Origin of the sequence: Fibrella aquatilis, from assembly GCF_017353255.1 — a bacterium.
Lineage (GTDB): Bacteria > Bacteroidota > Bacteroidia > Cytophagales > Spirosomataceae > Fibrella > Fibrella aquatilis.
Window position 1 is genome coordinate 365,519 of record NZ_JAFMYU010000002.1, and the last position, 25,221, is coordinate 390,739.

The following is a 25,221-nucleotide window of genomic DNA, read 5'->3' on the forward strand; positions in this document are numbered from 1 at the left end:
AGAGCAGCGTGCGCCAGCTAGTACATACCAGGCACAGTATCCACCACAACATCCCACGAGTCAGTAACGTATGAGTTCAACCAATGCGGCCATGAACGGGGGCAAGTGGATCACCATCGCCACGGTGGTATCTACGGTTCTTCAGTTTGCGCAGATAGCCGTTTTGACTCGTTTGTTAACCCCAGCGGCTTTTGGTCTGGTGAGCGTTAGTAGCTTGATAATCACGTTCTTTCAGCTGTTCACCAACCTCGGCTTTTCCAATTCAATCATCTACAAACAGGAGAGCGACCGCACCGTGCTGTCGACGCTCTATTTCCTGAATCTGCTGGTTGGGCTGGTCATCTTTGCCGCCGTTCAACTCTCGACACCAGCCATTGCGGCCTTCTACAACCAACCCAAACTGGACCGGGTGCTGCACCTGTCGTCGATCTATTTTCTGATCGTCTACTTCGGGCAGATCTACCTGTTTCTGATGGAAAAGGAATTGCGGTTCCGGTCTATTGCCAGCATCGAAATCATTGGCGCGGTGGTGGGCACCATCACCACGGTGGCCCTGGCCTACAGCGGCTACCATGAGTTGTCGCTCATTATTGGGCAACTGGTGATGCAACTGGTGAAGACCACGGGGCAAATCATGCTGGGACGCGGGCTGTTCAAACCGTTGCTCAGCTTCTCGCTGGCCGAAGCCAAAGACCACCTCCGGTTTGGCCTTTACAATCTCGGCGACGGGCTGCTGGGCTTCGTGCAGTCAAATTCCGATAACATTCTGATTGGCAAGATGTTGGGCGTAGAAATGCTGGGCTACTATACTATTGCCTACCAGCTGGCCATCTTCCCGATCACCAAGCTGAACCCCATTATTTTGCAGGTGGCCTACCCCATTCTGGCCAAAATGCAGGGCAACAACGCTGAACTGAAACGGGCGTATCTGAAAATCCTGGATATCCTCAGCTATTGCAACATGCCGCTGCTGGCGGGCCTGTTTGTCACGGCCGAAAGTGTGGTGCCGCTGGTGTACGGCCCCGGCTGGGAAAAGACCATCGAGCTAATCCACATCTTTGTGTTTGTGGGCCTGTTTATGTGCCTCAGCCACCCGCTCTTCACGCTGGCGTTTACCAAGGGCAAACCCAACCTATTGTTCTACCTGAACTTGGTAACGCTGGTGATGAAAATTCCACTCGTCTATTTCCTGGGGCAGTACTACGGCGTCATTGGCATTGCCACGGCCTTTTTGCTGGCTACGCTCTTCAACCTGCTGGCCAACTTCGCCATTGTACATTACTTGATTGGCGATTTTATGGGCACGTTTCTGAAAAACATTGTCCGCCCCACGGTCTTTTGCCTGCTTATGGTGAGTGCCGTAACGGCCTACAAAGCCGTTTTTGGCCATGAAGGTTCTATCAACACCATCGCCGAAATCGCCCTTGGCGGGGCCATCTACGCAGGCCTTACCCTGGCCTTCAAACTCTCCATTCAGGAGCTAAAAACCTACCGCGAGGCGCTCTAGAAAGTAGGTAATGGGCAGTTGCAGACAACAGGGTTAGCACCCGCTACACCCCGTGTTGTTCTTCATCGGTAGGTCCTGCGCCGGTGTTGCCTTCGGTAATTACTTTTTGCGGCGTACCCACGGTTGGGGCGGCGGGAGGTGCCCCGGCTAGCCCGACACCGCTGCCATCGAGGGCATAGGCCAGCGCATTAGCCAGATCATCGGCGGGGGTTTCTTCGCCTGCTTTCGGTTTCTCTATGCCCGATGGGTTTACCTCGGTGGGTTGATCCTTAGTAAGGCCATCGGCGGTTTGGTCAATCACCTGTTCGTCGGCGTTGGGGTCGGTTTCCATGCCCGTGGGCACGTTTTTGAGGTCTTTCATAATAAGAGGTTCAACGTTTAATGTCTAAAGTTGGCAGACGCGAAAATGCTCCTGCGTCAGCCAACTTTAGACATTAGACATTAAACGTTGAACCTCTTGTTATGGTTTTTGCCTGCCGGTGGTGTCGGTGGGTTCGGGTATGGCTACGGGTGGGGGCACGTTGAGCGAATCGGTCCCGCCGCTGCCGCCGTCCGTATTGGTCGAATCGGATTCCACGCTTTCATCACTATAGCCGTCGTCCTCATAGACACAGTCGTCATATTGTTTCTGAATGTCAACGGTGGCTTTGGGGAATGGCCCCTGCAAATCGCGGAATTTGGGATCGGCGTACACTTTTTCCAGAAAACCACCTACAATGGGCAGGGCTGTTTTGGCACCCTCGCCCATGTCTGTAGACCGGAAGTGGATACTGCGGTCGTCGCCACCCACCCAGGCACCCACCACGAGCTTGTCAGACACCCCTACAAACCAGCCGTCGGAGTTGTTGGAGGTGGTACCGGTTTTGCCGCCCATCTGATGGTTATGCTTGAAAAGATCAAACGACCACAGGTTTTGCGACGTGCCACCACGCTCCTGCAAGCCGCCCTGCAACATATACAGCATCAGATAGGCCGATTCGGGCCGAATGGCGGGCCGGCGCTCAGGTTTAAACGACTCGATTTCTCTGCCATCCCGGTCTTCAATGCGCTGAATCAGCATTGGTTTGGTATACTGCCCTTCGTTCACGAATGAACAATAAGCCGACACCAGTTCATACAGCGACACGTCTGACGACCCCAGGCCGATAGACGGTACGGCATCGAGCTTGCTGTTGATTCCCAACTTGTGGGCGTATTCAACCACGCGCTCCGGCCCCACCATGTCGGTGAGTTGAGCCGTGATCGAGTTGACCGACCGGGCCAACGCCCGGCGCAGGGTCATGTTGGAATAGGTGAAGCCCCCGCCCGAGTTTTTAGGCTCCCAGACCTTGTCTTCGCCGTTTTCGCGGTAGGGCTTGCGAAACGGCTTGTCCCGAATCCGGTCGCAGGGGGTCATGTTAAAGGCCGTGTCGTCGATGGCCGTGGCGTAGACAAACGGTTTAAACGTTGACCCCGGCTGGCGTCGGCCCTGCTTCACGTGGTCATACTTGAAATAGTCGTAATCAAGGCCACCCACCCAAGCGCGGATAAAGCCCGTGTGGGGGTCCATAGCCACCATGCCTGCCTGCAAAAAGTGCTTGTAGTAGGCAATGGAGTCGTAAGGGGTCATGCTGGTTTTGCGGGCATTGTCTTTGCCGTTCCAGTCGAAGACTTTCATGGGCTGCTTTTTCACCTTCATGTAGTAATCGACCGAGTCGGGGTAGATCTGGAATTTCTTCACCAGGCCTTTGTACCGTTCGGTGCGGCGGGCCACCGAGTCGATAAAGCCGGGTAGTTCGTTACCGTCTTCGTCGGTCCAGGGGTTACGGCCTTTCCAGTGGTTGTCGAAGGTCTTTTGCAGCCGTTTCATCTTCTCGGCGGTGGCTTCTTCGGCATACTGCTGCATCCGCGAGTCGATGGTGGTGTGAATGCGAAGGCCGTCGGTATAGAGGTTGTAGCCGTTTCTATTGCCCCATTCGGTCACGAATTCAACCACGGCATTTTTCAAATAGCTGGCCGGGCCGGCGTAAGGGTTTTCGGGCGTGTAGTCGGTAAGCAGGGGCAGTTCGCTGATCGAATCGGCCTGGGTTTTGGTGATGTACTTGTATTTGGCCATCTGCTGAATCACCGTATTCCGCCTTTTCAGCGAGTTTTGGGGGTTTTTCAGTGGGTTGTAGTACGTCGTGGCCTTTTGCAGGCCTACCAGTACGGCACCTTCCTGTACGTTCAGGCTATCGGGCGTTTTGCCGAAAAACGTCTTGGCGGCAGTCTTCAGCCCAAACGAGTTGGACCCAAAATCGACGGTGTTGAAGTAGTAGGTCAGAATCTCCTGTTTGGTGAAGTTTCGTTCCAGCGTCAGTGCCATCAACCACTCTTTCGACTTGTAAATTACCTTGCGCACACCCGGAATGCGGTTCAGGAAGCCATCGTTGGTACGGCGGCGGGTCTTAAATAGGTTCTTGGCCAGTTGCTGCGTAATCGTAGAGCCGCCCCCATCGCGTCCGAAGCTAAACGCTGCCCGGCCAATGGCGCGGGGGTCAATGCCGCCGTGGTCGTAGAAGCGGGCATCCTCGGTCGCTACGAGGGCTTCAATCAGGTGCTTCGGAATATTTTCGTACTTAATGGGCGTGCGGTTTTCGGCATAGAACTTGGCAATCATCTTGCCGTCCAGCGAATAGATTTCCGATGCCTGGTTGAGCTTGGGGTTGCGCAGGTCTTCTACGCTGGGCAGCGCACCCGTGAGGTAGAGAAAATTGGTTTGGAGCACAAAGACGTAGCCAATCAGAAACAGCAGAAACATAAGGCTGTATTTGGCCAGGCCGCGCAGGTACGGATAGTACCAGCTGTTTGGGTCTACATACTGATGAACGAAGGTCCTGAACTGTTCGCGCCGGGCCATCAGGCCGTCTTTCCAGGAACTCACGCGCTCTTCGCCAATGATGCGTGAAACGCCCGCGCCCAGCTGCGTACGTCGGTGTCGGGCACGCTGCCGAAAGGAATTAACACCTCGCTGCACAGCCCGAAGCCGCTCTCTATGGATACTCATATATACGTTTGGGTAGTCTGAAACCTGTTACGACAGGTAGTCAGCAAAGATAACGTAAACTAGAGCCAAACAGATAAAAAGCCCCCTCCGCAAGCTACGGAGGGGGCTTTTTAGAGTTTACAGTTTGCTGTTTTCAGTCTTCAGTTGCTCTGCAAGGGTAATCCACGTGCGAAGCAACTGAAGACTGAAAACAGCAAACAGAAGACTACTTTTTTGCAAATGTCATCGCCACACCGTTCATGCAGTAGCGGAGGCCGGTGGGTTTAGGGCCGTCGTTGAAGACGTGGCCGAGGTGCCCGTTACAGACCGAACAAAGCACTTCGTCGCGGTCCATGCCGTAGCTGTTGTCTTTGCCCACTTTCACCGCGTTTTTGCTAATTGGCTCATAGAAGCTAGGCCAGCCCGTGCCCGATTCAAACTTGGTCTTATAAGAGAACAGTGGGTTGTGGCAGCCTGCACAATAGAACGTGCCGTCTTCGTGTACGTTCAACAGGGGGCTGGTACCGGCGCGCTCGGTGCCGTGTTTGCGCAGCACTTCATACTGGTCGGGCGTTAGCTGTTTCTTCCATTCGGCATCGGTTTTCACGACGGTCTTGCCGCCCGGCGGGTTTTGCCCCTGACTGTACAACGCGGCCGATTCTTTAGCCGACATATTGGTTTGGCAGGCAATGGTTGCCAGGATAGCAATAACTAAGGTGCTGTTAACGAGGTAGTTCATTGGATGGTTAGCGGTGATGAAGCTGCTGCTTTGCCGCTACCTAATAAACGTAAAATTGGCGCAATCAGTTTTTCACCACCAGCCACACCCCCGCCAGAATCAGGATGATGCCCAGCAGCCGCCAGCCATTGGCCGAATGTTGCGCAAAGCCCAGCAGGCCATAGTGATCCAGCACCACAGCAGCGATCAACTGCCCAGCCACGCTCAGGCTCACCAGGTTGGCCGTGCCAATGCGCGGCACCGACAGAATCACGGTGGTCACATATACGGCCCCGATCACGCCGCCTGTGTACTTCCACCACGCCAGCGACCGAAGCGTGGTCATAGGCGGCAGGCTCCCCCTCATACCCAGGTGCAGAATGAGCAGGGTAACGAACCCCGTACCAAACGAGATCAGTGCCGCTAAAACGGGATTATTCAGCCCCAGCCGCAAGTTTGAGTTGACCCCCGCCTGAATAGAGATGGCTACACCAGTGAGGAAAGCAAGGAGGAGAAAGAGTGGGTACATAAGGCAATTAAGAATTAAGACTGCAGAATTAAGAATGACTGACGCGAGAACACAGTTGCGTCAACTATTCTTAATTCTGCATTCTTAATTCTTAATTCCTTTCGCCAGTTCCCACCACATTGTGCGGTCATCCTCGGCGAAGGGGTGGAAACTGTTGTGGCGGAGTACGGCCTGCGAGGCGGCGTTGGTGAGGTCGGTTTCGGCGGTGACGCGACGTACGCCTGGTTGGTTGAGCGCCCAGGTTACCAGCCCGCCTACGAGTTCGGTCATGTAGCCACGCCCTTGAAAAGTAGGATAGGTGCCGTAGCCGATCTCGATGGTCTGTTCTTCGTCGGGGGCACCTTTGAATTTGGCGTCGGCCACAAACTGATTTAGGGTCCGGTCGCGGGCAATCCAGATGGTGTCGTAGAGGGGTTGACGGTTGGGGTTTTGGAGAAACGGAATCGTGAAGTGCTTCAGGATGCTCAGCAGCGGTTCGGTCACCTCGCGGTGGCCGGGCAACGCGCCCAGTTCATCTTCCAGCAACGTCCCCCCGGCCAGGTGTAGCCGCAACTGTTCCAGAGTTAATGGTCTGATCGACAGCCGGTTCGTTTCAATCATAGCTCGTTGAGGGAGGTGGTCACGCGGTGCGTCAGAATGTCGATCAACTCATTATTCATATGCTCAGAAATAACAAACCAATAAGGTTTTTGAAACCTTATTGGTTTATTCCCCGCTCACATAACTCGCCGTACCTACCTTTTCATACAGCTTGGCCAGGCGATGGGCATGTTCGTCGTAGGCGGCTTCAAAGAGCGAAACGGCCCGGTCGGTACCCACTACTACACTGGCACTAAGCACGTTGGGTGGCCGGCTGGCTTCGGTGAGTAGCTTCGCGGTTTCGGCTTTGAGGCAGTTAATGAGCACGGCTCCACCTACAGTGCTGCCGGGGGCCACGGGCGTGTCGAGGCCCGGCACGGTCACCATTGCATCACCGACGGGGGCGCCGGTGTCGAGGATGAGGTCGGCGAAATCGCTCAGCTTTTTGCCGTCGGCACGCTTGCTCATGCTTTGGGCGGCGTGCTCCTGCGTGACCAACGCAACTACCTTAATGCCCTGCTGCTGAAACAGTTCGGCCATCTCGATGGGCACTACGTTGCAGCCGCTGGACGAAATGATGAGCGCTGTATCCAACTTGCTGAGGGCGAAATTTCGGAGAATACGGTTGGCCAAACCGGGTACATTTTCCAGAAACATGGCCTGCCGCTGTCCATTGGCCCCCACTACCAGGTTATGGAAGGTAAGCGAGAGTTCAACGATGGGATTGAAACCAGGAAACGACCCGTAGCGCGGCCACATCTCTTCCACCATAATACGGCTGTGGCCCGAACCGAAAACGTGTACCATACGGCCCGCCAGGATGCTGTCGGCAAACCACTGGGCACCCTGCTGAATCTGTGCCTCCTGCGCCGCCACCGTATCCAGTATAGCGCGGCATTTTTGGATATAATCTTGTGTCATAAGGTGGGGATGTTTTTAATGTAAAATGAAGAATGTAAAATGGGTGTTAGCGGGTCGGCTTCGCGCCTGCAACACTGAAAGCGCGAAGCCGACCCGCTAACACCCATTTTACATTCTTCATTTTACATTCATTCTCCAACCCTAATAAGCCCTCCATGCCCCTTATCTCCCGAAAAAAACTGGTTTATCCCATTCGCCAGCCCCTGCGCGACTACCTGACGCACTACAACCGCGAACATAAACTGCCAATTCAGTACAGCGACCTGCTGCGCTACGACAACTCGGCGTCGCTCTTCGACAAGCGCAACCGCGACACGCTCTGGGAAACGGTTTATTTTCCGGCATCAGAGGCCAACGACATGCTGCTGGGGCTGAAACAGATCTATGCAATCCTGAAAGCCGACGGCGACATGTCGGTCACGGGCCACCTCACCATCGACCGGGTTGATCTGTGTAGTTATGGCAACACCCAGCCGTTTCGGGTGCGGGTGCGAAACCTGGTGAATGACAATTTCGACTATTTCTATATCAAAAACGCCGATGCCTCGCGGGTGTATGGCCTTGAATTAGAGCATATTCTGTCGCCAAACCGTATCAGTTACCTCACCAGCGGGCAGACCCTGATTGAAGAACACATTGCGGGGATTCCAGGCGACATGTTTTTTGAGCAGCAAATGAACGACGCCGACCGGAACCCCGTGCGGCTCTGCAAGGAGTTTGTTAAATTCAACGAACGCTGCTTCGTGCGCCTCCTGGGCGACATGCACTCCAGCAATTTTGTGGTCGACGTGACGCCCGATTTCGACGAGGTGTACTACCGCATCCGCGCCATCGACTTCGATCAGCAGTCGTATGAGGGGCGCAAGTCGGTGTATATGCCGCAATACTATCGGCAGAATGCGCCCATTATCAAGCTGGGTACCGAATACCTGACCCCCGAAAGCGTGCGGCAATACCAGATCGAAGAACGATCGCTGATGGCCGGGCGGCTGCGGGTAGAGCAAGCCCGCATCGGCGACCTAATGGCGGCTATGCGTTTCGACGCCATCGCCCCTGAACCCAACGTTCGTCAATTGGCTGACTCACTTGACCGGCATTACCATACCCGCCTGTTCGACACGGGCCGCAGCATGGGTGACCTCGTCTGGCGCAGCCTGGAACTACTGGCAGGGCATTGATTTGGTTATTGGCCGAGGCAAAAACAATCCATCCGCGTATTATCAGTTAATACAAACCCTACACCACTTCCTGAATGGCAAAGCTTGCGGCACCGATGGCGCCGGCCATGTCGCCGAAGTGGGCGATTTTGATGGGGGTAGTCAAACCGCCGGGACGCCATTCGTAGGCATCCATAAAAGAGGTGAGCGGCAGCAGCAAATCAGCATCGGCCTGGGTGATGCCGCCGCTTAAGACCACTACGTCGGGCGAGAAACAGTTGATCAGCGAACAAATGCCTACGGCTAGTTTCCGCACCGACGATAGCCACACCCATTGCGCAAACGGGTTGCCCTGTTTGTAGGCTTCCAATAGTTGGTAGGTACTCGTGTAGCGCCCCAACGACCGTTTTTCAATGGTGGCGTTGCCGATGGCATCTTCCAGACTGCCCGGCAGGCCCATAATGTCGCGGTCGCCTTCGGTGTCGACCGTGATGTGGCCGAGGTGACCCGCCCGCTGACTATTACCCTGGTACAGCCTCCCGTCTACGAGCAGTCCGCCGCCCACGCCCGTGCCTAGGGTTAGCAGCAGTACGTGGCGACTGCCTTTAGCCACGCCAAAGCGCGTTTCGGCCATGAGCGCGGCATGGGCATCGTTAACGACATACACCGGCGCGTTCAGAAAATCGCCCCAATGGAAGCCCTCTAAACCAGGCAACCGACCCGGCATGTAGGCAATGCAACGGTTCGTCTCGTTGGGCAAACCCGGTGCCGATAGGCCAATTGCTTTAATCGTACTGCCTTGATCGTCAGTTGGTTTCACTAAGTCGGCATGTTGCTGTAATTCGGCTACGGTTTCGGCCACAGCCTGTTTCCAGTCCTTATCGCCGTGGGTGGGGTGATAGAGTTGCTTCACCATCTCGCCGGTGTCGATGGTCATCAGGACGCCCTTTATCCAGGTCCCGCCAAGGTCAATGCCAATTGCAAACATGAGGGTAGAGATTTACGAATTACGATGTACGATTTACGATTTTTGCTGACGCGTCAGCTTGCTGTAGCGTAAATGGACGCGTCAGCAAAAATCGTAAATCGTCCATCGTAATTCGTAAATCTAGAGATACTGTCCTTCGCTCAAATCCCAGCCGCCATCGACGGTGAGGATTTGGCCGGTGGTGAAAGCAGACTGGTCGGAGAGGAAATACACGGCGGCCCCGTCGAGATCTTCAGGTTTGCCAATGCGGCCACCGTCAAGGGGTTGCTTGGTTTTGATAAACGACATAATGGCCTCGTCGTTGGCGGCGCGTTGGGCCATCGGCGTTTCAACCAGGGCCGGAATAAGGCAGTTAACGCGGATGTTCTGCGGGGCGTAGTAGGCTGCAATAGAGCGCGTGAAGCCAATCACGGCTGCTTTGGCCGCTGCGTAGGCGTGGGTGACGAAATAGTTAGGCGAGGGTGAATAGCTCAACACCGACCCAATGTTCAGGATCACGCCCGGCCAAGGTTTGCCATCGATGCCCGCCGCCTGAAATGCCCGGATCGCTGCCTGATTCGACAGCATCAGCGAGGTGAGATTGAGTTGAAACGTAGTATTCCAACCTTCCAAAGTCAGGTTGTGCAATGGCCCGTCGCCAAAGCGACGCCCCGACCCGCCAGCCACGTGATAGAGGCCATCGAAGCCCCCGAAGATGGTTTGGCAAAGCTGAATGGCCTTGATGGCCGTTTGCGGGTCGGCGGCATCGCCGCTCATAGCCAGACCGTTACCGTTGAGGAGTTTTTCGGCGGCGGCGCAACTGTCGGGATTGCGCCCCACCACTACCACTTGCGCGCCCTCGCGCACAAAAGCCTGCGCGGCCGAGAGGCCCATGCCGGTGGTGCCGCCCACCACCACGATTCGTTTGTTAGTCAGCCAAGTCAACGCTGTTTACGATTTTACGGTTTACCGGTTGACGAGCTACCAGCCCACGCCAACGCATGTGCTAGTTAGCCCCGCAACGGCAAACGGCAAACCTCTGGCAGCAAACTTTTCTACAAATGAGGCTTTACGGCGGCCTCCAGTTTGTTCAGGGGCTGAGCACCGGTTTGCCGCCATACCACTTTGCCGTCCTTAAATAAAATCAGCGTAGGGATGCTCTGAATCTGATACTTATCGGCGGCAGCGCGACTACGGTCAATGTCGACTTTCACGATCTTGAGCTTGTCGCCCGTGCGGTCGGCAAGTTGTTTGAGGGTAGGGGCCATAGCCTTGCAGGGGCCGCACCAGTCGGCATAAAAATCGACCAGCACGGGTTGGCCACTCTTAATAAGTTCGTTGAAAGGAAGGGGTGCCTTGTTCATGTGTGTGTTGTTTACAACCAAAACAGACCCCTTCGGGCCAACGTTCATTTTTTTGAGCGAAGGGCGAGGGAGTTGGTTGGTAGTTGGTGGTTGGTAGTTGGCTGACGCCCAGTCCGGCGTTCCGGCCGCGCGTCAGCCAACTACCAACTACAAACGAACACGGCTTGGCGATGTGGCGGAATTTGAAAATCGTCAGCCCGTAACCGCTGCTGAATAAAGTTACAAAAATTCATTGTTAATTCTGCTGTTCATTAGTATTCCGTCGGCTGGAACTGAAGCTGATCAGCGAACAAAAAGCTGAGAATATATTTGCCGCCCCGCCATATTGTCAAACCGCCTGTTGTGTGCCGTTTTTATTTCGCACTTATCATCTTTTTCACAAACTCAATCTCTGTGTCAATTCCTTTGAGTTTATCCTTAATTGTCGGTATTATTTTATAGTCTAAAAAGTTTACTGGTGGTATAGTGAAGGGTTTGTCAGTACCACCACCTGTAACTGGTATAGTTACTTTTATTTTGCTATTTGGTAATACAACATTTAAACTCCAACCACCACTGCCTACACCTGCATCCATATCATCTCCATTGTCTTCGCCAACAACTTTGACAAAGCCATTGTCCCGTTGAATTAAGTGTTTCATTTTGCCTGCAAAAGCAAAGCCTGCGGAAAATGTCAAACCGTTTTGCAATAGAAAAACTTTTCCGTTGTAGGCATTTGGCATTAGTGGCTTTCCTTTTGTGTCGTGTTCGGTATACTCTGGTTTCAACTTGAACCTTCCATCAGGCAATTTGTCAATTAGTGCATAAGGATTGTATTGAAATACCATTAGAAGTTGTTTGTTCTGTTCAGTTTGCTCAACATACTTTATTTGAGTGAACTTATCACTTTGTATAAAAGACAAGCCTTGATTGTTGTCTTTGGGAATGGCTCTAAAATAACTGGTTGCAAGTTGCCAAGTATCGTTACCACCTTCATTGTTTCGTATATCCACAATTAAATTTTCAATTCCGTCCTTTTTAATTTGGGTGAACATTTTTTCTAATAATGAAGCAAACTTTACACTATCATTTTCTACTCGTTGTGGTGCAAAGGTCTCAAACTTTACATATCCTAATTTTAATTTTGGTTCAATTTGTTTGTATTCAATAAAAGTATCCCAAGCGCCAATGTCTTTACCTGTTTGTTCTTTGTAAGCATTGGCAATAGTTTGTGGTAATTCGGTTTGCACGGTAATTTTTACCTTTGATTTTTTACCAAATGGAATAATTTCTACCAGATAATTTTCGGATGGATAAAGCACTTGTAATAAGTACTGAAACTGGTAGTAAGTGCCTAATACTTGATACTTAAAAGTGGTATTTCGCCCATTGGCAAAAATGTAGTTGCAAAATTCCTTTGAAAGTTCTGCCGTTGTTTTGCCATTGATAGCTACAATTTCACTTCCATTTGGAATTGATTTGTTGCTGCTGCAATTATTAATGATGTATAGCTTTTTATCCAAAAACATTAGAACAAAAGGCATATGTTTTCTGCTTTTTGGTAAAGTTCCCATTTTGAAGTTAATACCACCTTCGCCATTTGTCATACCAACACCATCGTGTCCGTGTTTTAATGCAGCCATACAATACCTTAATTTCAAATTAAATAGCTCTGTACTCGTATTCTCATTTAATGTATTATAAACACTGTCATGAAGCACTTTAAATCGTTCAGGAGTTATAAACCAATTTAACCCGGCATGCATTTCTTGCACACTAGTTCTAAATATATTGAAGTCTTCCTGTTGTTGGGAAAGTGTCAATTGCTGCTGTGCTTTTGCTTGTTGTAAAACCAAAAGCAAAAAAATTAGAATTAGCTTATTCATTGATTTTGTAATTAATGGTTAAGGTATTTGGATTGAAATTTTTAATAAAAAGATGCCCATCAGTTGGAATGAAAACTGTCTGACTGCTATTAGCTTGAAGCGATGGATTAATCCATTTTTCGATACCGTTATTTTTTACATAATAAATCTCACAGGATTGATTAGCGTTTGAGTTTGTCAATACAACATCAAAACTTGGGTGCTTGATGTCCTTCCAAACTCTAAGTTCTCCTTTTGCTGGAACTTCAAGATTGCCCGATTTTGGTTGAATGCTTGCAAGGTTTTTGCTTGAATTACAAGCGTTAGCAATTACAATAATTGCTAAAAAAACGAAGATTATTTTTTTCATGGTAGTTTGGTTGAAATGATTTACAAATGTGTCATTATTACTGTTGTAAGTCGTCTCAAATTAGATTTTGTAGGTCTCAAATTATGATTTGTGTCGGATTTTGAGGTGTCTATAAAATGGCACACAACTACCAACCACCAACCAACTCCCCCGCCCTGCGCTTATTTTCTGAAAAATAACCCCACAATGTGGCAAGGCTGAAACTATTCGGACGGTTTGGTGGTTCACCTATCATATCCCAATAACAAGCCCCGGCAGATAACCTGTCGGGGCTTTTTTTTAGGCTACCGTGGGCACGACACTGGGTTCGGTGATCTTGGCCTTTTCGGCAAATTCTTTGGGCATCAGCCCCGTAAACTTCTTGAAAGCCCGGTTGAACGTTGCTTTGGAATTGAACCCGCAGTCGAGGGCAATGCCGAGCAGGCTCAGGTGCCGGTTCACCGGGCTGCTTACTGCTGCCTTGAACGCCTCGACGCGGTAGCTATTCACAAAATCATTGAAGTTCTTGCCCACTCCCGCATTAATTACCTGCGACAGCGCCACTGGGTTGGTGTGCAGCCGCCGGGCCAGATCCGCCAGCGACAGTTCAGGCTCCAGGTAGGGCCGTTCGGTGGTCATAAACGTCAACAGTCTGGCGTACAGCATTTTATAGTCGTCAGACAATTCAGGATTTATAATTAACTGATTACTAGCTGATTGGCTTTGGGTCGGGTCTGCATCAACTGGTGCAGAAAGAGTATAATCAGCTGGTATAACGTCGTTTGCTGTAGCTTGAAAAAGCAGGTGCCGGGTGGGTTGTGGCTGGGCATAGCCGGTAATGCTGGCATAGTAGATCAGCACCACCGTAGCCACATCGTCCCACCAGTTTTGCCAGTACGATAGTCCGTATAGCACACTCAGCAGGTTCATTAGCAGCGACAGTACTGCCGTGACCGTCAGCCCGATCAGGAAGTTGCGAAACCACCGGAAGCTGATGATCTCAGTGTCGGAAAACTGGGTTTTTATCCAGTCGCGGTAGGCCCTATACAACCCCAAAGCCCGGTAGAGGTAATACAACTGCGAACCTATACCAACCGCATAGAAGAAATCGCCAATATAGTAGGGGTCGTGAACGGTGCGTTCCCACTGAATGACGAAATCATGCCCGAAGGAAAATACGACCAGCTGATACGTAGTCTCGATCAGAAAGGGGGTGGCATGAACAAAATCGGCCCTGGTGAAGTGGAAATCAGCATTTAGCTGACTTCGGAGGTAGAAATAGCAGAGCGGCGGAAAGAGCAGACCCAAGTTGCGGGGAAAAAACTCGAGTTGCCGCCACAAGATCTCGATGCCGCCGAAGCCCAACATGTAAACCCAAATATTGAAGCAACACCCCACCAGCACCCACCCCAGCAGGCTATCGGAGAGGCGTTCTTCACGCCGCCCGCGCACCCAAAGCAAGATGGCATAGACCCACCCCTGCATAAACCCAAATAGCAGCAGTACCGAATAGATATTGAAGTGAAAATCCATAAGGTGGGCTATTCAGTTATGCTTCTCAATCAGCTTTTGCACCATAACCAGTTCCGTGTCTACGCCGTTGAGCGCGTCGAGCAGGCTGGGTTTCACATACACGTCGGGCATGATACCGGCGTCGGGGCGTTTGGCCGCTTCGGCGTAGTCCATACCAATGAGCGGCACATCGACTTCGATTTTCGTGTTCGGCAGTTCAATGAAAAACAACGCGCCCGCCGTAATGCCCTTCTGGTTGCCGCCTGTTTGCTGCCCTACCAGCGTGGCCAGCTTGTGCTCTTTCATAGCCGCCGCAAACTGCAACGCTGCCGAACTGTTGGTGGCACTCGTCAGCAAAAATACACGCGCCACAATCGGTTTGTAGTTCGGGTCAAGGGGTTTTGGTTGCCGCTCATTTACACTCCGATACTGCCCGCTGGCCGACTTAATAAATTCATTGTCAGTACGATAGCGCCATTGGTAGGCCCATTTGTTCAGGATATACGGATTCAGTGTAGAGTCCATGCAAACATAGGCCCAGCTATTCTGCTGTTCATTGATGACGATGGGTTTCGTGATCAGGTGACGAATCAACTGCTTCCCGTTCCAGCTATCGCCACCCTCGTTATCGCGGATGTCGATGATAAGGTTTTGCCCCGATTTTTGCCCGAACTCAGTGGCGGCGGCTTCGTAGAACTTGCCAAAGTTGAAGGGTTTGTTATACGCAGCAAACGTGTTGATCCGCAGAATGGCTGTAGCCGGATTGAGCCAGCGGAATGTAGCCACGGTATCGGTACTGATGGTGTATGCCTTCCGAATCTGCTCGTTCCGCACCACATGCCGCATGCCCTGCACGGTTACAGCCAATGGTTTGCCCGTGCGCAAGTTGGCCAGTTCCAGCCTGAAAGCGGGCAATCCTCTTGGGTAAAGCATGGGAAACAGCACATCGAAATACTCGAAGCCTTGGCCGCTGATTTCCAGCAATCTAAGCCGCTTTCCATTGTTCGCCCCATCAGCGCGAACCAGCGGTAGCATGGTGTTGATGATCGTGGCCACGGGCGTTCCGTTGATGGTCTTCACTTCCATACCTACCGCCACCGCCGGGTCTATACTGTGCGTCACAAGCATCCGGTTGTCGATCAGCCGAAACTGAAACGGCAGGCAGTTATCTTGCTCAAACAGGGCTTTCACGGCCCCTTCCTGATTGTAAAAGTTGGGGTACGAATGGCCGCATTTTAACTGCGCTGTTAGCTGCATAACACTCAGATACGCGTCCGTCAGCGACTGATCGTGATTCAAAAGAGCCTGACAATCAATGAAATAACGGTCTATGGTGGCTGAGTCGGCGTATTTATATAGGCCGGGGTGAAGCGTTTTGTAGGCTTTTTGCAAAACGGCAAAATCGGCCTGAAGCTGCGCTTTGGTAAAAGTCTGCTGAGCCGAAAGGGAGCCGCAAAGAAGCAAGAGGCCAACGAGAATAGTGAGACAAGGGCGCATAGGGTGGGGTGGCGTTGGGCAGGATAGGCCTGCCCAACGCTCATTAGCAAGTTAATCAGCGATGTTGAACGATTGGCCGGCGTCTTCTTTCTTCACCAGAAGAAAGGGTTTGTTGCTGTCGATCCGTTTTCCGGCCATAATCACATCAACCTGTGCATTGTCGGCTAGATAGAGTTTAGTGCCAACGGGAAAACGTTGCCGCGACGAACCGTAAGGCCCCATAATAAAGATAGTAGTGCCGTTGCCAGGCTGACCTGGTTCATACGAAACGAGCGCTACTTTCTTAGGCCACAGGCTGTTGTTACGTATTCTGAAACTGACCATGTTTGGCGTACTGGGCTTTACCCGCTCGGTATTTACGGTCTTGCCTGCATCGTCGGCCGTTACGGTCAGGATGTAGCTGTCGTTGGTTTCGCCATCGGCGCTGAAATAGAGTTTTGTACCCACGGGCCAGTTTTTGGGTGTGGTCTCATTCCGGTTCATGGTGAACCCATAGGCAATGCCAGGGCCATAGGCCCGAAACATGCAATGCCGACCGGTGGTGTTTTTCAACGAAAACGAAACCCGCTCGGCAGATGGCGCCAACGGTGGGGGCACATCGGCTGGCTGATTAGGTTGGCCGGGTTGAGTCGGCGTTGACTGCGCCATGCCGTTGATAGACAAGATAAAAAACAGCGTTATACTGGCGAGGTACTGGATGCAGGTTTTCATGGACTTCGTGCGGTTTGGCTTGCGTTTAATTACCGAACAAAGGTGCCAGATACCCCGCCCCCAGTCGTCGCAAAAGAAATTTGAGACGTATCAGATCATGAGTTGAGACTTTTTTAGATTCGAGAAGCAAGAAGTGAGAATCAAGAAGAAAGAGATGAACATAGCCAACTTCTTGTTTCTTGCTTCTTATCTCTCACTTCTCCTTCACTTCAAGTGCCTGAATACGAGACAAATAGGCGGTGGGGAGCAGTACACGCTGCATGACCGAGCGGAGCTGGAGGGCGTTGGCAAGGCCGTAGAGCCAGAGCGTTTTAGCCAGTAAGGGACGGGCGGGCAGGTCGAGCAGTTGGCGGACGTGGTCGGGTACCAGCAGCGCCTGCGCCTGCCGGAGCAGGTTGTAGCGCCAGCTGCCGAGTTCTTCTTCGTAACGTTGGAAGAGCTTGTCGGTAAAGGCGCTGCGGGCCAGGTCAGTGTCGAGGTGTCGCATCCGGTCGGGTAGCCAATCAGCGTAGGTGGTGGGCAGGTTGGGTACGCCCATGCCGATACCAACCTGCGAAAACGTGTCGAAAAGCTCAGTGCGTTCGGCGTTGGTGAGGGGACGATGAAGCAGCGTGTAGGCCCGCTCTGAATAGTCGATGAGCATATAGAGCACGTCGCGGTAGGCCCAGTCGGGAATGGCATAACCCCGCTTGTTTTCTACTCCGGCATGAATACTCGCCATACGGCCTACGGCCTGCCGGGCCTCGGCGTCGCTCGAAAACACGATTTGCTGGGCATATTGCACCGTCGAAAAAAGCCGCCCGATGGGGTCGGCGGGTAGTTTTCCGGTGAAAAACAGCCAGTCGACAGCCTTGTTGAGGGCAAATTCGGCCGCCGAACCCGCAAAAATCAGCAGGATTACGTCGGCGTCGCCCCAAATGCGGCGCACGATGGAGTTATGGGGAACGAAGGGGGGCATTGGCCGGATAGTTGTTACTTCGCCAAAACAACGAATTCTACGCGACGATTCTTACGCTTGTTTTCTTCCACGTCGTTGGGCGCAGCTGGCCGTGAACTGCCATAGCCGTTGTGCCGCAATCGGGCTTCGGGTATCCCTCTGGTAATCAAATAACTGGTAATCACTTTGGCCCGCTGTTCCGACAAAAGCTGGTTCAGCCGCCGGTCGCCAACGTTGTCGGTATGGCCCGCAATTTCAATCTTAAGCGTGGGCGCGGTTTGCAACGTACGCAGCAACTTATCCAGCTGATCGTACGATTCGGTGCGCAGGTGGTAGCTGCTTTGGTCGAAAAACACCTTGTCGAGTTGAATAGCCTGCCCTTCTTTGAGGTTCCGAAACACGGTGTCGGCCTTTTCCATCTGCACGGCATAGCCGTAGTTGGCGCAGGTGTCGCAGGTGACTACCATCACCTCTTCGGCTTCGAGGTAGCCGGGCACGTTCACCACTACGTTGAGGGTATCGGCGCGGGTGAGCATGAACGTGTATTCGGTGCCGGGGCGGCTGGTACCCGCGTAGTTCTTCTTAGCCAGAATGGCCCTGATTGCGAACCGGGCGGGTAATTCAGCCTCCGTTTTTTCGTCGACCGCCTTAATAGCAAACAGCGTTTTAGTGGGCTTGGCAGACAGTGTCTTCTGGGCAACGGCAAGGGTTGCCGTCAATGAGAACACAAGGAAGAAAACAAGCTGGAAACGCATAAGAGAGAGGGCTTAATCTAGCGTGAGTTGTAGATGAGTAGAGCGCGAAGCCATACCCGCACTAATCAGCCACATGTCGATCATCATTAACCCGTCAAATTTCGGGCCGAATAGGCGATAGCAAAACGGTCAGGCCCGGAAATTACCCGACCTGACCGTTTGTAGTATATTGAAAATGAGTAGATTACCTATTCATTGAGATTAAAAACTCGTCGTTGTTGCGGGTGCCGCGCATCCGGTCGAGCAGGAAATCCATGCTTTCCATAGGGTTCATGTCGGCCAGGTGTTTGCGCAGAATCCAGACGCGTTGCAGGGTTTCGCGGTCCAGCAGCAGGTCTTCCTTGCGCGTGCCCGACGCCATCACGTCAATAGCCGGGTACACACGCTTGTTCGACAGCTTGCGGTCCAGTTGCAATTCCATGTTGCCGGTGCCTTTGAATTCCTCAAAAATCACCTCGTCCATTTTCGACCCCGTGTCGATCAGCGCGGTGGCAATGATGGTGAGCGAACCGCCGTTTTCTACGTTGCGGGCCGCGCCGAAGAACCGCTTGGGCTTGTGCAGCGCGTTGGCATCGACACCACCCGACAAGATTTTGCCCGACGACGGTACCACCGTGTTATAGGCACGGGCCAGCCGGGTAATCGAATCGAGCAGAATCACCACGTCATGACCACATTCGACCATCCGCTTGGCTTTTTCGAGTACCATGCTCGCCACTTTCACGTGCCGGTCGGCCTGCTCGTCAAACGTTGACGAGATCACTTCGGCGTTGACGCTGCGGGCCATGTCGGTCACCTCTTCAGGGCGTTCGTCGATGAGCAGAATGATGAGATAGACTTCGGGGTGGTTTTTGGTTACGGCGTTAGCTATCTCCTTGAGCAGCACCGTCTTACCCGTTTTGGGCTGGGCCACAATCATGCCGCGCTGCCCTTTGCCGATGGGAGCAAACAGGTCCAATACGCGGGTCGAAAACTGATCGGGACGGGTGCTGAGCTTGAGTTGCTCTTCGGGGAATAGCGGCGTGAGGTATTCAAACGGAATCCGGTCGCGTATTTCTTCGGTCGTCTTGCCGTTGACGGTATGCACTTTCAGCAGGGCAAAATACTTCTCGCCCTCTTTGGGTGGCCGGATGGAGCCGTTAATGGTGTCGCCGGTTTTCAGGCCAAACAGCTTGATCTGCGAGGGCGACACGTAAATATCGTCGGGGCTGGCGAGGTAGTTGTAATCGGCCGACCGCATGAAGCCGTAGCCTCCGTCAGACATGATTTCCAGTACGCCTTCGTTGTCGATGATCCCGTCGAACTCCTTCACGTGCTGATTGTACTGGCGGCGAATGCGCTGACCGTACTCGATCTGCTCTCGTGTAGGCTGGTGCCGGGCTTCGGTTTCACCATCCGGATTTTCCACTTCGCCAACTTGTTCGGGAGCCGTTGGGGCTATGTCGGTTTCGCCGCTTCGGGTCATCATACCCGGCGTTTCGTCGCTCACAACGGTTGGCGTAACAAATTCTTCTTCTGGTTCCGCGTTGAAATTCGTTGCCGATTCGTCGCGGACAAACCGCCGCTCGTTTGGCAGACCCTGGTTGGGCCGGGGCGACTGCTGCGGATTCTGCGACCGGTAGTTTTCGCGCAGTTCGCGGCGGGTTGGTCCCTGGCTGTCGTTGCGCGGATTGTCGCTGCGGGGTATATCGTTCCGGTTGCCGTCGCGGTTGGGTTGCCGGTTCATGGGCGCATTGCCAAAGCGTTCTGGGCGGCCGTTGGGGTCATTGCGCATTCCGCCCTGACGGGGGTCAGCAGACCGGTTGTCGCGGGGGTTGCCGTAGCCGTTGTTGTCGCGGGGGCGGTCAGGTGTGCGGCCGTTGCGGTCGTCCATTCGGTTACCCCGGTTATCGGCGTTGCGGTCAGGGGCGTTGGGAGTCCGGTCTGTGCGGTAAGCGTCGTTGCGGTTTTGCCGGTTGTCGCGCATACCACCATCGCGGGGAACACCATCGTTGTTTCGCTGTCCGCCCTCATTCCGGTTCATGGGTGGCCGCGAACCATTGTCGCGGGCGGTGCTGCTGTCTGATCGGGTGGGGCGGTTGTCCATCCGCTGGCGGGGTTCGCGTTCGCGCTGCTGATCGCCGTCGGCTGGTGCGTTCTGGTCTTCAACAACTGAAACAGGCGTTTCCTGTGTAGGAGGGGCTATTTCGGCGGGTATCTGGCTGGCAACTGCTTCGGCGGCGGGGGCTACGTCAGTGGCGCGTTTGGCCCGTTGGCGGGGGCGGGGTGCCGCTCCGGTAGCCTCAACGGCGGGTATAACGACCACCTCGGCGAGGGCTGTTTCGGGTACTGTTGATGCCACAGAAACGGTGTCGGCGGGGGTGGGCTTTCGGGCGCGGGTGGCGCGTTTAGGGGCCTCGTCGGCTACGGGTGTGGTAGCTGCTTCGCCCGGTTCCGGGCGGCGTGATTGTTCGTCGAGCAATTTATAAACGAGATCTTTTTTCGTGTATTTGGTCGTATTAGTCATGCCAAAGTCCTTGGCAAGACCCTGAAGCTCCGGGAGGAGCTTATGGTTCAACTCATCAATGGTATACATACGTAAGGGTTAGCGCAGGGAGCAAGCTAAAGCCGGGGTAAAAGGGGTAGGTGTAATTAGGTTGTACAGCAACTGGCGGGGCCAGTAGGCGGGTGGTAAACCCGGAGGTGGTCAACAACGGCGTGTTTGTGAGGGTTGGCCTAAAGACCTGGGCTGATGTGGTGGCAGCAGCCAATTAATCAGTAACGTAAAAGAGCAACGATGGATCGTGCAGCAGACTAAGAAAAAACGGTTGGTGAACTACCCCGCCTGCCGGGCCTATAGATTGACAAATGTAGTACAATCCAATTAATTATCTATGTAACGCTTCTTTGAGAAAAATGTTTCCACAGAAGGGATTTTGGATTGGGGATTGCGGATTTCGGATTGTTGCTGACGCACGGGTTTGCGCTGGCGTAAGCAACAATCCGAAATCCGCAATCCAAAATCCAAAATCCCTAAATGGCAAAGCGCAGGCCATCATGACCTGCGCTTGCTGAAACCTACCTCACAACACAAACTTGTCTATTTCACGGCCAGGATCTTGAACTCCGTTCGCCGGTTTTGCTGGTGCTCACTTTCGCTACAGTTCACCCCGTCGCTACAGCCGTTGACCGGATCGCTTTCGCCATAGCCGTGGGCCGTGAGCCTGTCGGCCGAGATACCACGCGAGGCAATGTAGTCGAGGGCGGCGCGTGCCCGGTTTTCCGACAGCTTCATGTTATACACGTCGCCGGAACGGGCATCGGTATGTGACCGCAGTTCAATCTTCATTTCCGGGTATTCTTTCAGTAGCGTCACCACGCGGTCTAGCTCGCGGGCGGCGTCGGGCCGGATAAAGAACTTGTTGAGGTCGTAATAAATGTTTTTCAGCTGAAACACATCGCCTTCACCATAGAGACTAAGCGAATCGGGGGCGGCGCGTTGCGTCTTTTTGGCCAGCTTACTCTTGTCGTATTTGGCCTTCTTGGTGGCGTAGCGGTCTTTTTGGGCTGTGATAGTATATGGCGCGTTGGGCTTCACGGCAAACTCATAACCACCGTCGGGACCAGTCACCACGGTCTTCTCCGACTTGTCTTTGTCGTTGCGGAGCGTCACCTTCACCCCTTCGGCGGGCCGCTGGTTCACTTCCGTCTTCACCACACCGCGCACAATGGTGTTCTCGCTCTTTTCCAGGTAAATGGATACGTTCACCTGCGGCCGGTTCGACTGCGTCAGCGTCGAGAACTTGGCCGTGTTGGGGGCGTAGCCTTCTTTTACCACCTTAAACTCGTACTCGGTGTTGGCGTCGAGGCAGAGATCAGTTTTGCCTTCGTTGCTGGTTACTTTCAGGTCCTGGTTGGTGCCGTTGCGCACAATCCGTACGTCGGCGGCTTCCAGCGGCGCACCCGATTTGGCATCGAACACCAGGATGTTCAACTGTTTGCAGGCCCGGTTGAAGGTGTAGATGTCGTCGTCGCTGATGCCCTTGCGGCGGTTGCTGCTGAAATAGCCGCGCGTCCGTCCCCGGTCGGTGATGAGGCCGAAGTCGTCTTTTTCCGAGTTGATGGGGTAGCCCACGTTCTGCACGCCCCGGTAGGCCACACCGTCTTTGAGTTCGGCATAGAAAATGTCGAGGCCGCCAATGCCTTCGTGCCCATCCGACGCAAAATAAATGTTGCCCGTCTCGTCGACGTAGGGGAACATCTCGTTGCCTTCGGTATTGATGTCTTTGCCCATGTTCACGGGCGTACCCCACTGCCCGTTGTTGAATTCAACGACGTAGAGGTCTGTGCCGCCAAAACCACCGGGCATATCCGAGACGAAATACAGCTTCTGATCGTCGGGCGAAAAGGCGGGGTGGCCTACCGAATATTCCGAACTGTTGAAAGGCAGTTCAGTCACGTCGTGCCACTTGTTGTTGCGGTTCACGGCCGAATACAGTTTCAGCTTACGAACGCCGTCGGTGCTTTTGCCGGTCTTGCCTTTGCTGCCGTTGTTGCGGGTAAAGACAATGAAATTCTGATCGTGGGTAAACGTAACCGGACCCTCGTGGTATTTGGTGTTGAGTGTGCGGCTAAACTTCTCCGACTTGGAGGTGGGTTTGGTTTCGGCTTCAATCTCAATAGACTGGTCGGCGGCGGGGCCACCACCACCCAGCACGGCCGTGCCCTGCGGACGAATAACGGGGTCGAAACCGGGAATACGCAGTTGGTTGGTATCGGGAAAGAAATACAGGTCCAGAAAAGGCGTTTGGTTCCAGTTGAACACCCGCTTGATCACGCCGCCCTCATCGCGCGACGAGACAAAGACAATGCCCTTTTTGTAGTACATAGGACTGAAATCGGCCTGCCGCGAGTTGATAGGCAGGTTCTGAATCCGGTACGACGACGAGTCGATGTAGAACCGGCTCATGTCCATATATGACACCGTGAAGCGCCGCCCACGCAGGTCGTCGCCCTGTTTCTGCCCAAATTGGCTGTACATCTTCTGCGACTCGCGGTGCTTGCCGTTGGCGGCCAATGCCTGGGCGTAGTAGAGATAGAGTTCGCTTTCCAGGTCGGGGTAATTGGCAATCAATTCGCCATAGACCCGCTCGGCATTGCGCGAATCCTGCAACTTCCGATAGCAGAAGCCCAGCTTGGTCAGCGCCTCGCGGGTTTCGGTGGCATCTTTCGGTTTACTGCGCAGAAAGTCTTCATATAGGCGCACAGCCGTCAGGTAGCTGTAATTTTCATACTGCTTGTTGGCTGCTCGTAGCCGCCCGCTCTGTGCCTGAAGCGACAGTGCCGTCAAGAAAAGCCCCGCCACTAAAAGCAGGACCCGTATAGGTCGGTTCATGAGAGTAACAGATTTAACTATGGGTCTCTTCGTGGATTGTATCAAAATGAGTGCCAAACTCCAAATTTTAGCGTTGTAACCTAAAATTGATTAGTTGGCGTGATTGGTCTGTAACGCGGGCGTTGTGGGCCATGCGTACCCCCAGCACCCAGCAAATGGTTTTAGCGCTCTCCAGCACCCAAACGTGCTCACGTTCAGGCAGTGGCAGCTGTTGTTCCTGTAGCAAATCGCTCACCAATTTTGATCCGTTCATGCCCAGTGGTCTGAATCGGTCGCCCTGCTGCCAGGGCCGGATAAGCCAGGGAAAGGGGAGCAACGCACGATCAAAAAGGGCTTCGGTGGGTGAGGTCGGCCAGGTGCCGGTCCAGCTTTCGCGGTCGACTGGCGTAACGGTGAGCCACCCGGCCCAACCCAGGTTAAGGGGTTCGTTGGGCCATTCGTTCACCAAAATGGGGATGTTGGGTATGCTGTAGCGGGGGCCTAGCCAGAGGCGACCCTGATGGTGTGTGAGTTGATGTGAGGCTGAGTAAAACACTTGTCCTGTTTTGACGGTGCCTAACCCGGTTTGGTCAACACCCGCCCAGCATTGCGCCAGCGCGTCGGGCGTGAAGCCATAGGGACGTAGCCACTGATTTAACCGATAGAGTGGCTCTTCTATTCTACTAAGCTGTTGGCAATCAATAAAATAGCCCTTGAGTGTTGGCGTGGCGCAGGCAGCAAACGACCGATCGAGTTCGGCCTGAAGTATTTTTTCAGCTGCCTGAATCTGGCCAATCGTGCGGGGCAGCGTTTGCAGCAAACCGGGGTTGATCTGTTCCAGGGCGGGCACCACCTGATGCCGAATCCGGTTGCGGCTATAGGCATCGGTGGCGTTGGAGGCATCGTCGCGCCAAACCAACTCCTGCGTTTGGGCGTAGGTCTCTATCTCGGCGCGGGTAGCAAACCAGAGGGGCCGCACCACGCCCTGTTCATTCTTGACAGGAATACCGTGCAGCCCCGCCAGCCCGGTGCCCCGCGTGAGGTTCAGGAGCATGGTTTCCAGCACGTCGTTGAGGTGGTGGGCCGTAGCAATGGCGGCATAACCGTGTTCATGCCGGAGGGCCTGAAACCAGTCGTAGCGCAGCTGGCGGGCCGTAAGCTGAATAGACTCCCCCCGTTTGGCGGCTTCGGCGGCAGTATCGACCCGGAGTTGGTGAAAGGGAACACCGTAGGCCTCGGCCCTGTTTTGCACCAGGGCGGCGTCGGCGTCGGACTCGGCCCCGCGCAGACCAAAGTTGACGTGGGCGATGGCGAAGGCGAAACCACAGCGGTGCAGCAGGTGAGCCAGCACCACCGAATCGACGCCCCCGCTCACGGCCACCAGTACACGTTGGCCGCTGGTGAAGAGTTGATGTTCGTTAATAAATGCTAAAAAGCCCTGTTCCAGCACGCGTTGGCGTAGTTTTGTTTTCTAAGGAGACAGAAGACTGTAAAACAGAAGACTGCTTTCCAAAGAC

The 25,221-nt window shown here is 53.5% G+C and carries 21 protein-coding genes; 2 read left to right on the forward strand and 19 right to left on the reverse strand.

The window, feature by feature from the left end; all coding sequences use genetic code 11:
- The first annotated feature begins 70 nt into the window (after window positions 1-70).
- The gene (locus tag J2I48_RS03785; protein WP_207334060.1) at window positions 71-1,507 is read left to right on the forward strand and encodes an MOP flippase family protein; all 1,437 of its coding nucleotides are present in this window, start codon (window positions 71-73) and stop codon (window positions 1,505-1,507) included.
- Window positions 1,508-1,550: 43 nt separating this feature from the next.
- Here J2I48_RS03785 and J2I48_RS03790 read toward each other — a convergent pair whose 3' ends face one another.
- The 6 genes from J2I48_RS03790 to J2I48_RS03815 all read right to left on the reverse strand — a co-directional run bounded on the left by J2I48_RS03790 (window position 1,551) and on the right by J2I48_RS03815 (window position 7,258).
- Complete coding sequence (locus J2I48_RS03790) at window positions 1,551-1,868, reverse strand: hypothetical protein (protein WP_207334061.1); 318 nt, start codon at window positions 1,866-1,868, stop codon at window positions 1,551-1,553.
- A gap of 99 nt (window positions 1,869-1,967) precedes the next feature.
- The gene (locus J2I48_RS03795) at window positions 1,968-4,532 is read right to left on the reverse strand and encodes a penicillin-binding protein 1A (RefSeq protein WP_207334062.1); all 2,565 of its coding nucleotides are present in this window, start codon (window positions 4,530-4,532) and stop codon (window positions 1,968-1,970) included.
- A 205-nt stretch (window positions 4,533-4,737) separates the two neighbouring features.
- Window positions 4,738-5,184: a peptide-methionine (R)-S-oxide reductase MsrB gene (msrB, locus tag J2I48_RS03800; RefSeq protein ID WP_374758147.1), complete on the reverse strand. Its 447-nt coding sequence runs from the start codon at window positions 5,182-5,184 to the stop codon at window positions 4,738-4,740.
- A 130-nt stretch (window positions 5,185-5,314) separates the two neighbouring features.
- Complete coding sequence (locus J2I48_RS03805) at window positions 5,315-5,758, reverse strand: DMT family transporter (protein ID WP_207334064.1); 444 nt, start codon at window positions 5,756-5,758, stop codon at window positions 5,315-5,317.
- Window positions 5,759-5,842: 84 nt separating this feature from the next.
- Window positions 5,843-6,358 (reverse strand): GNAT family N-acetyltransferase, encoded by a 516-nt coding sequence (locus J2I48_RS03810; RefSeq protein WP_207334065.1) that lies wholly within the window; start codon window positions 6,356-6,358, stop codon window positions 5,843-5,845.
- A gap of 105 nt (window positions 6,359-6,463) precedes the next feature.
- A complete protein-coding gene (locus J2I48_RS03815) occupies window positions 6,464-7,258 on the reverse strand; it encodes a sugar isomerase domain-containing protein (protein ID WP_207334066.1) in 795 nt (264 codons plus the stop codon).
- A gap of 155 nt (window positions 7,259-7,413) precedes the next feature.
- Here J2I48_RS03815 and J2I48_RS03820 point away from each other — a divergent pair, with 155 nt between their 5' ends.
- Window positions 7,414-8,436, forward strand: a complete 1,023-nt coding sequence (locus J2I48_RS03820; protein WP_207334067.1) for a hypothetical protein — start codon at window positions 7,414-7,416, stop codon at window positions 8,434-8,436.
- Window positions 8,437-8,494: 58 nt separating this feature from the next.
- On the opposite strand, the gene J2I48_RS03825 is transcribed toward J2I48_RS03820, so the two are convergent.
- The 13 genes from J2I48_RS03825 to tilS form a co-directional block, all read right to left on the reverse strand.
- Window positions 8,495-9,403, reverse strand: coding sequence for an ROK family protein (locus J2I48_RS03825; RefSeq protein ID WP_207334068.1), 909 nt, complete (start codon window positions 9,401-9,403; stop codon window positions 8,495-8,497).
- Window positions 9,404-9,523: 120 nt separating this feature from the next.
- Window positions 9,524-10,327, reverse strand: coding sequence for an SDR family NAD(P)-dependent oxidoreductase (locus J2I48_RS03830; protein WP_207334069.1), 804 nt, complete (start codon window positions 10,325-10,327; stop codon window positions 9,524-9,526).
- Between the two features lie 110 nt (window positions 10,328-10,437).
- Entirely contained in the window at window positions 10,438-10,746 is a 309-nt protein-coding gene (trxA, locus tag J2I48_RS03835) for a thioredoxin (RefSeq protein WP_207334070.1), read from the reverse strand.
- Window positions 10,747-11,099: 353 nt separating this feature from the next.
- Window positions 11,100-12,611, reverse strand: a complete 1,512-nt coding sequence (locus J2I48_RS03840) for a S41 family peptidase (protein ID WP_207334071.1) — start codon at window positions 12,609-12,611, stop codon at window positions 11,100-11,102.
- A complete protein-coding gene (locus J2I48_RS03845) occupies window positions 12,604-12,960 on the reverse strand; it encodes a hypothetical protein (protein WP_207334072.1) in 357 nt (118 codons plus the stop codon). The genes J2I48_RS03840 and J2I48_RS03845 overlap by 8 nt, the downstream gene beginning before the upstream one ends.
- A gap of 279 nt (window positions 12,961-13,239) precedes the next feature.
- On the reverse strand, window positions 13,240-14,472 hold the full coding sequence (locus J2I48_RS03850) for a helix-turn-helix domain-containing protein (protein WP_207334073.1): 1,233 nt from the start codon (window positions 14,470-14,472) through the stop codon (window positions 13,240-13,242).
- Window positions 14,473-14,484: 12 nt separating this feature from the next.
- Entirely contained in the window at window positions 14,485-15,948 is a 1,464-nt protein-coding gene (locus J2I48_RS03855) for a S41 family peptidase (RefSeq protein WP_207334074.1), read from the reverse strand.
- A 51-nt stretch (window positions 15,949-15,999) separates the two neighbouring features.
- Window positions 16,000-16,659, reverse strand: a complete 660-nt coding sequence (locus J2I48_RS03860) for a hypothetical protein (RefSeq protein ID WP_207334075.1) — start codon at window positions 16,657-16,659, stop codon at window positions 16,000-16,002.
- Between the two features lie 193 nt (window positions 16,660-16,852).
- Window positions 16,853-17,617 (reverse strand): oxygenase MpaB family protein, encoded by a 765-nt coding sequence (locus J2I48_RS03865; RefSeq protein WP_207334076.1) that lies wholly within the window; start codon window positions 17,615-17,617, stop codon window positions 16,853-16,855.
- A gap of 14 nt (window positions 17,618-17,631) precedes the next feature.
- Entirely contained in the window at window positions 17,632-18,351 is a 720-nt protein-coding gene (locus J2I48_RS03870; RefSeq protein WP_207334077.1) for an OmpA family protein, read from the reverse strand.
- A gap of 184 nt (window positions 18,352-18,535) precedes the next feature.
- Window positions 18,536-20,926 carry a transcription termination factor Rho gene (gene rho / locus J2I48_RS03875; protein WP_207334078.1) on the reverse strand — a complete coding sequence of 797 codons (2,391 nt, stop codon included), beginning with the start codon at window positions 20,924-20,926 and terminating at the stop codon, window positions 18,536-18,538.
- A 504-nt stretch (window positions 20,927-21,430) separates the two neighbouring features.
- Window positions 21,431-23,725: a carboxypeptidase regulatory-like domain-containing protein gene (locus J2I48_RS03880; RefSeq protein WP_207334079.1), complete on the reverse strand. Its 2,295-nt coding sequence runs from the start codon at window positions 23,723-23,725 to the stop codon at window positions 21,431-21,433.
- Window positions 23,726-23,792: 67 nt separating this feature from the next.
- Complete coding sequence (gene tilS, locus J2I48_RS03885) at window positions 23,793-25,154, reverse strand: tRNA lysidine(34) synthetase TilS (RefSeq protein WP_207334080.1); 1,362 nt, start codon at window positions 25,152-25,154, stop codon at window positions 23,793-23,795.
- Window positions 25,155-25,221: the final 67 nt, after the last annotated feature.

What these genes read in the sequence shown, in the direction of transcription:
- J2I48_RS03785 (WP_207334060.1), top strand. Translation starts at nt 71, where the DNA reads ATGAGTTCAACCAATGCGGCCATGAACGGGGGCAAGTGGATCACCATC.
- J2I48_RS03790 (WP_207334061.1), bottom strand. Translation starts at nt 1,868, where the DNA reads ATGAAAGACCTCAAAAACGTGCCCACGGGCATGGAAACCGACCCCAAC.
- J2I48_RS03795 (WP_207334062.1), bottom strand. Translation starts at nt 4,532, where the DNA reads ATGAGTATCCATAGAGAGCGGCTTCGGGCTGTGCAGCGAGGTGTTAAT.
- msrB (WP_374758147.1), bottom strand. Translation starts at nt 5,184, where the DNA reads ATGTCGGCTAAAGAATCGGCCGCGTTGTACAGTCAGGGGCAAAACCCG.
- J2I48_RS03805 (WP_207334064.1), bottom strand. Translation starts at nt 5,758, where the DNA reads ATGTACCCACTCTTTCTCCTCCTTGCTTTCCTCACTGGTGTAGCCATC.
- J2I48_RS03810 (WP_207334065.1), bottom strand. Translation starts at nt 6,358, where the DNA reads ATGATTGAAACGAACCGGCTGTCGATCAGACCATTAACTCTGGAACAG.
- J2I48_RS03815 (WP_207334066.1), bottom strand. Translation starts at nt 7,258, where the DNA reads ATGACACAAGATTATATCCAAAAATGCCGCGCTATACTGGATACGGTG.
- J2I48_RS03820 (WP_207334067.1), top strand. Translation starts at nt 7,414, where the DNA reads ATGCCCCTTATCTCCCGAAAAAAACTGGTTTATCCCATTCGCCAGCCC.
- J2I48_RS03825 (WP_207334068.1), bottom strand. Translation starts at nt 9,403, where the DNA reads ATGTTTGCAATTGGCATTGACCTTGGCGGGACCTGGATAAAGGGCGTC.
- trxA (WP_207334070.1), bottom strand. Translation starts at nt 10,746, where the DNA reads ATGAACAAGGCACCCCTTCCTTTCAACGAACTTATTAAGAGTGGCCAA.
- J2I48_RS03840 (WP_207334071.1), bottom strand. Translation starts at nt 12,611, where the DNA reads ATGAATAAGCTAATTCTAATTTTTTTGCTTTTGGTTTTACAACAAGCA.
- J2I48_RS03845 (WP_207334072.1), bottom strand. Translation starts at nt 12,960, where the DNA reads ATGAAAAAAATAATCTTCGTTTTTTTAGCAATTATTGTAATTGCTAAC.
- J2I48_RS03850 (WP_207334073.1), bottom strand. Translation starts at nt 14,472, where the DNA reads ATGGATTTTCACTTCAATATCTATTCGGTACTGCTGCTATTTGGGTTT.
- J2I48_RS03855 (WP_207334074.1), bottom strand. Translation starts at nt 15,948, where the DNA reads ATGCGCCCTTGTCTCACTATTCTCGTTGGCCTCTTGCTTCTTTGCGGC.
- J2I48_RS03860 (WP_207334075.1), bottom strand. Translation starts at nt 16,659, where the DNA reads ATGAAAACCTGCATCCAGTACCTCGCCAGTATAACGCTGTTTTTTATC.
- J2I48_RS03865 (WP_207334076.1), bottom strand. Translation starts at nt 17,617, where the DNA reads ATGCCCCCCTTCGTTCCCCATAACTCCATCGTGCGCCGCATTTGGGGC.
- J2I48_RS03870 (WP_207334077.1), bottom strand. Translation starts at nt 18,351, where the DNA reads ATGCGTTTCCAGCTTGTTTTCTTCCTTGTGTTCTCATTGACGGCAACC.
- rho (WP_207334078.1), bottom strand. Translation starts at nt 20,926, where the DNA reads ATGTATACCATTGATGAGTTGAACCATAAGCTCCTCCCGGAGCTTCAG.
- J2I48_RS03880 (WP_207334079.1), bottom strand. Translation starts at nt 23,725, where the DNA reads ATGAACCGACCTATACGGGTCCTGCTTTTAGTGGCGGGGCTTTTCTTG.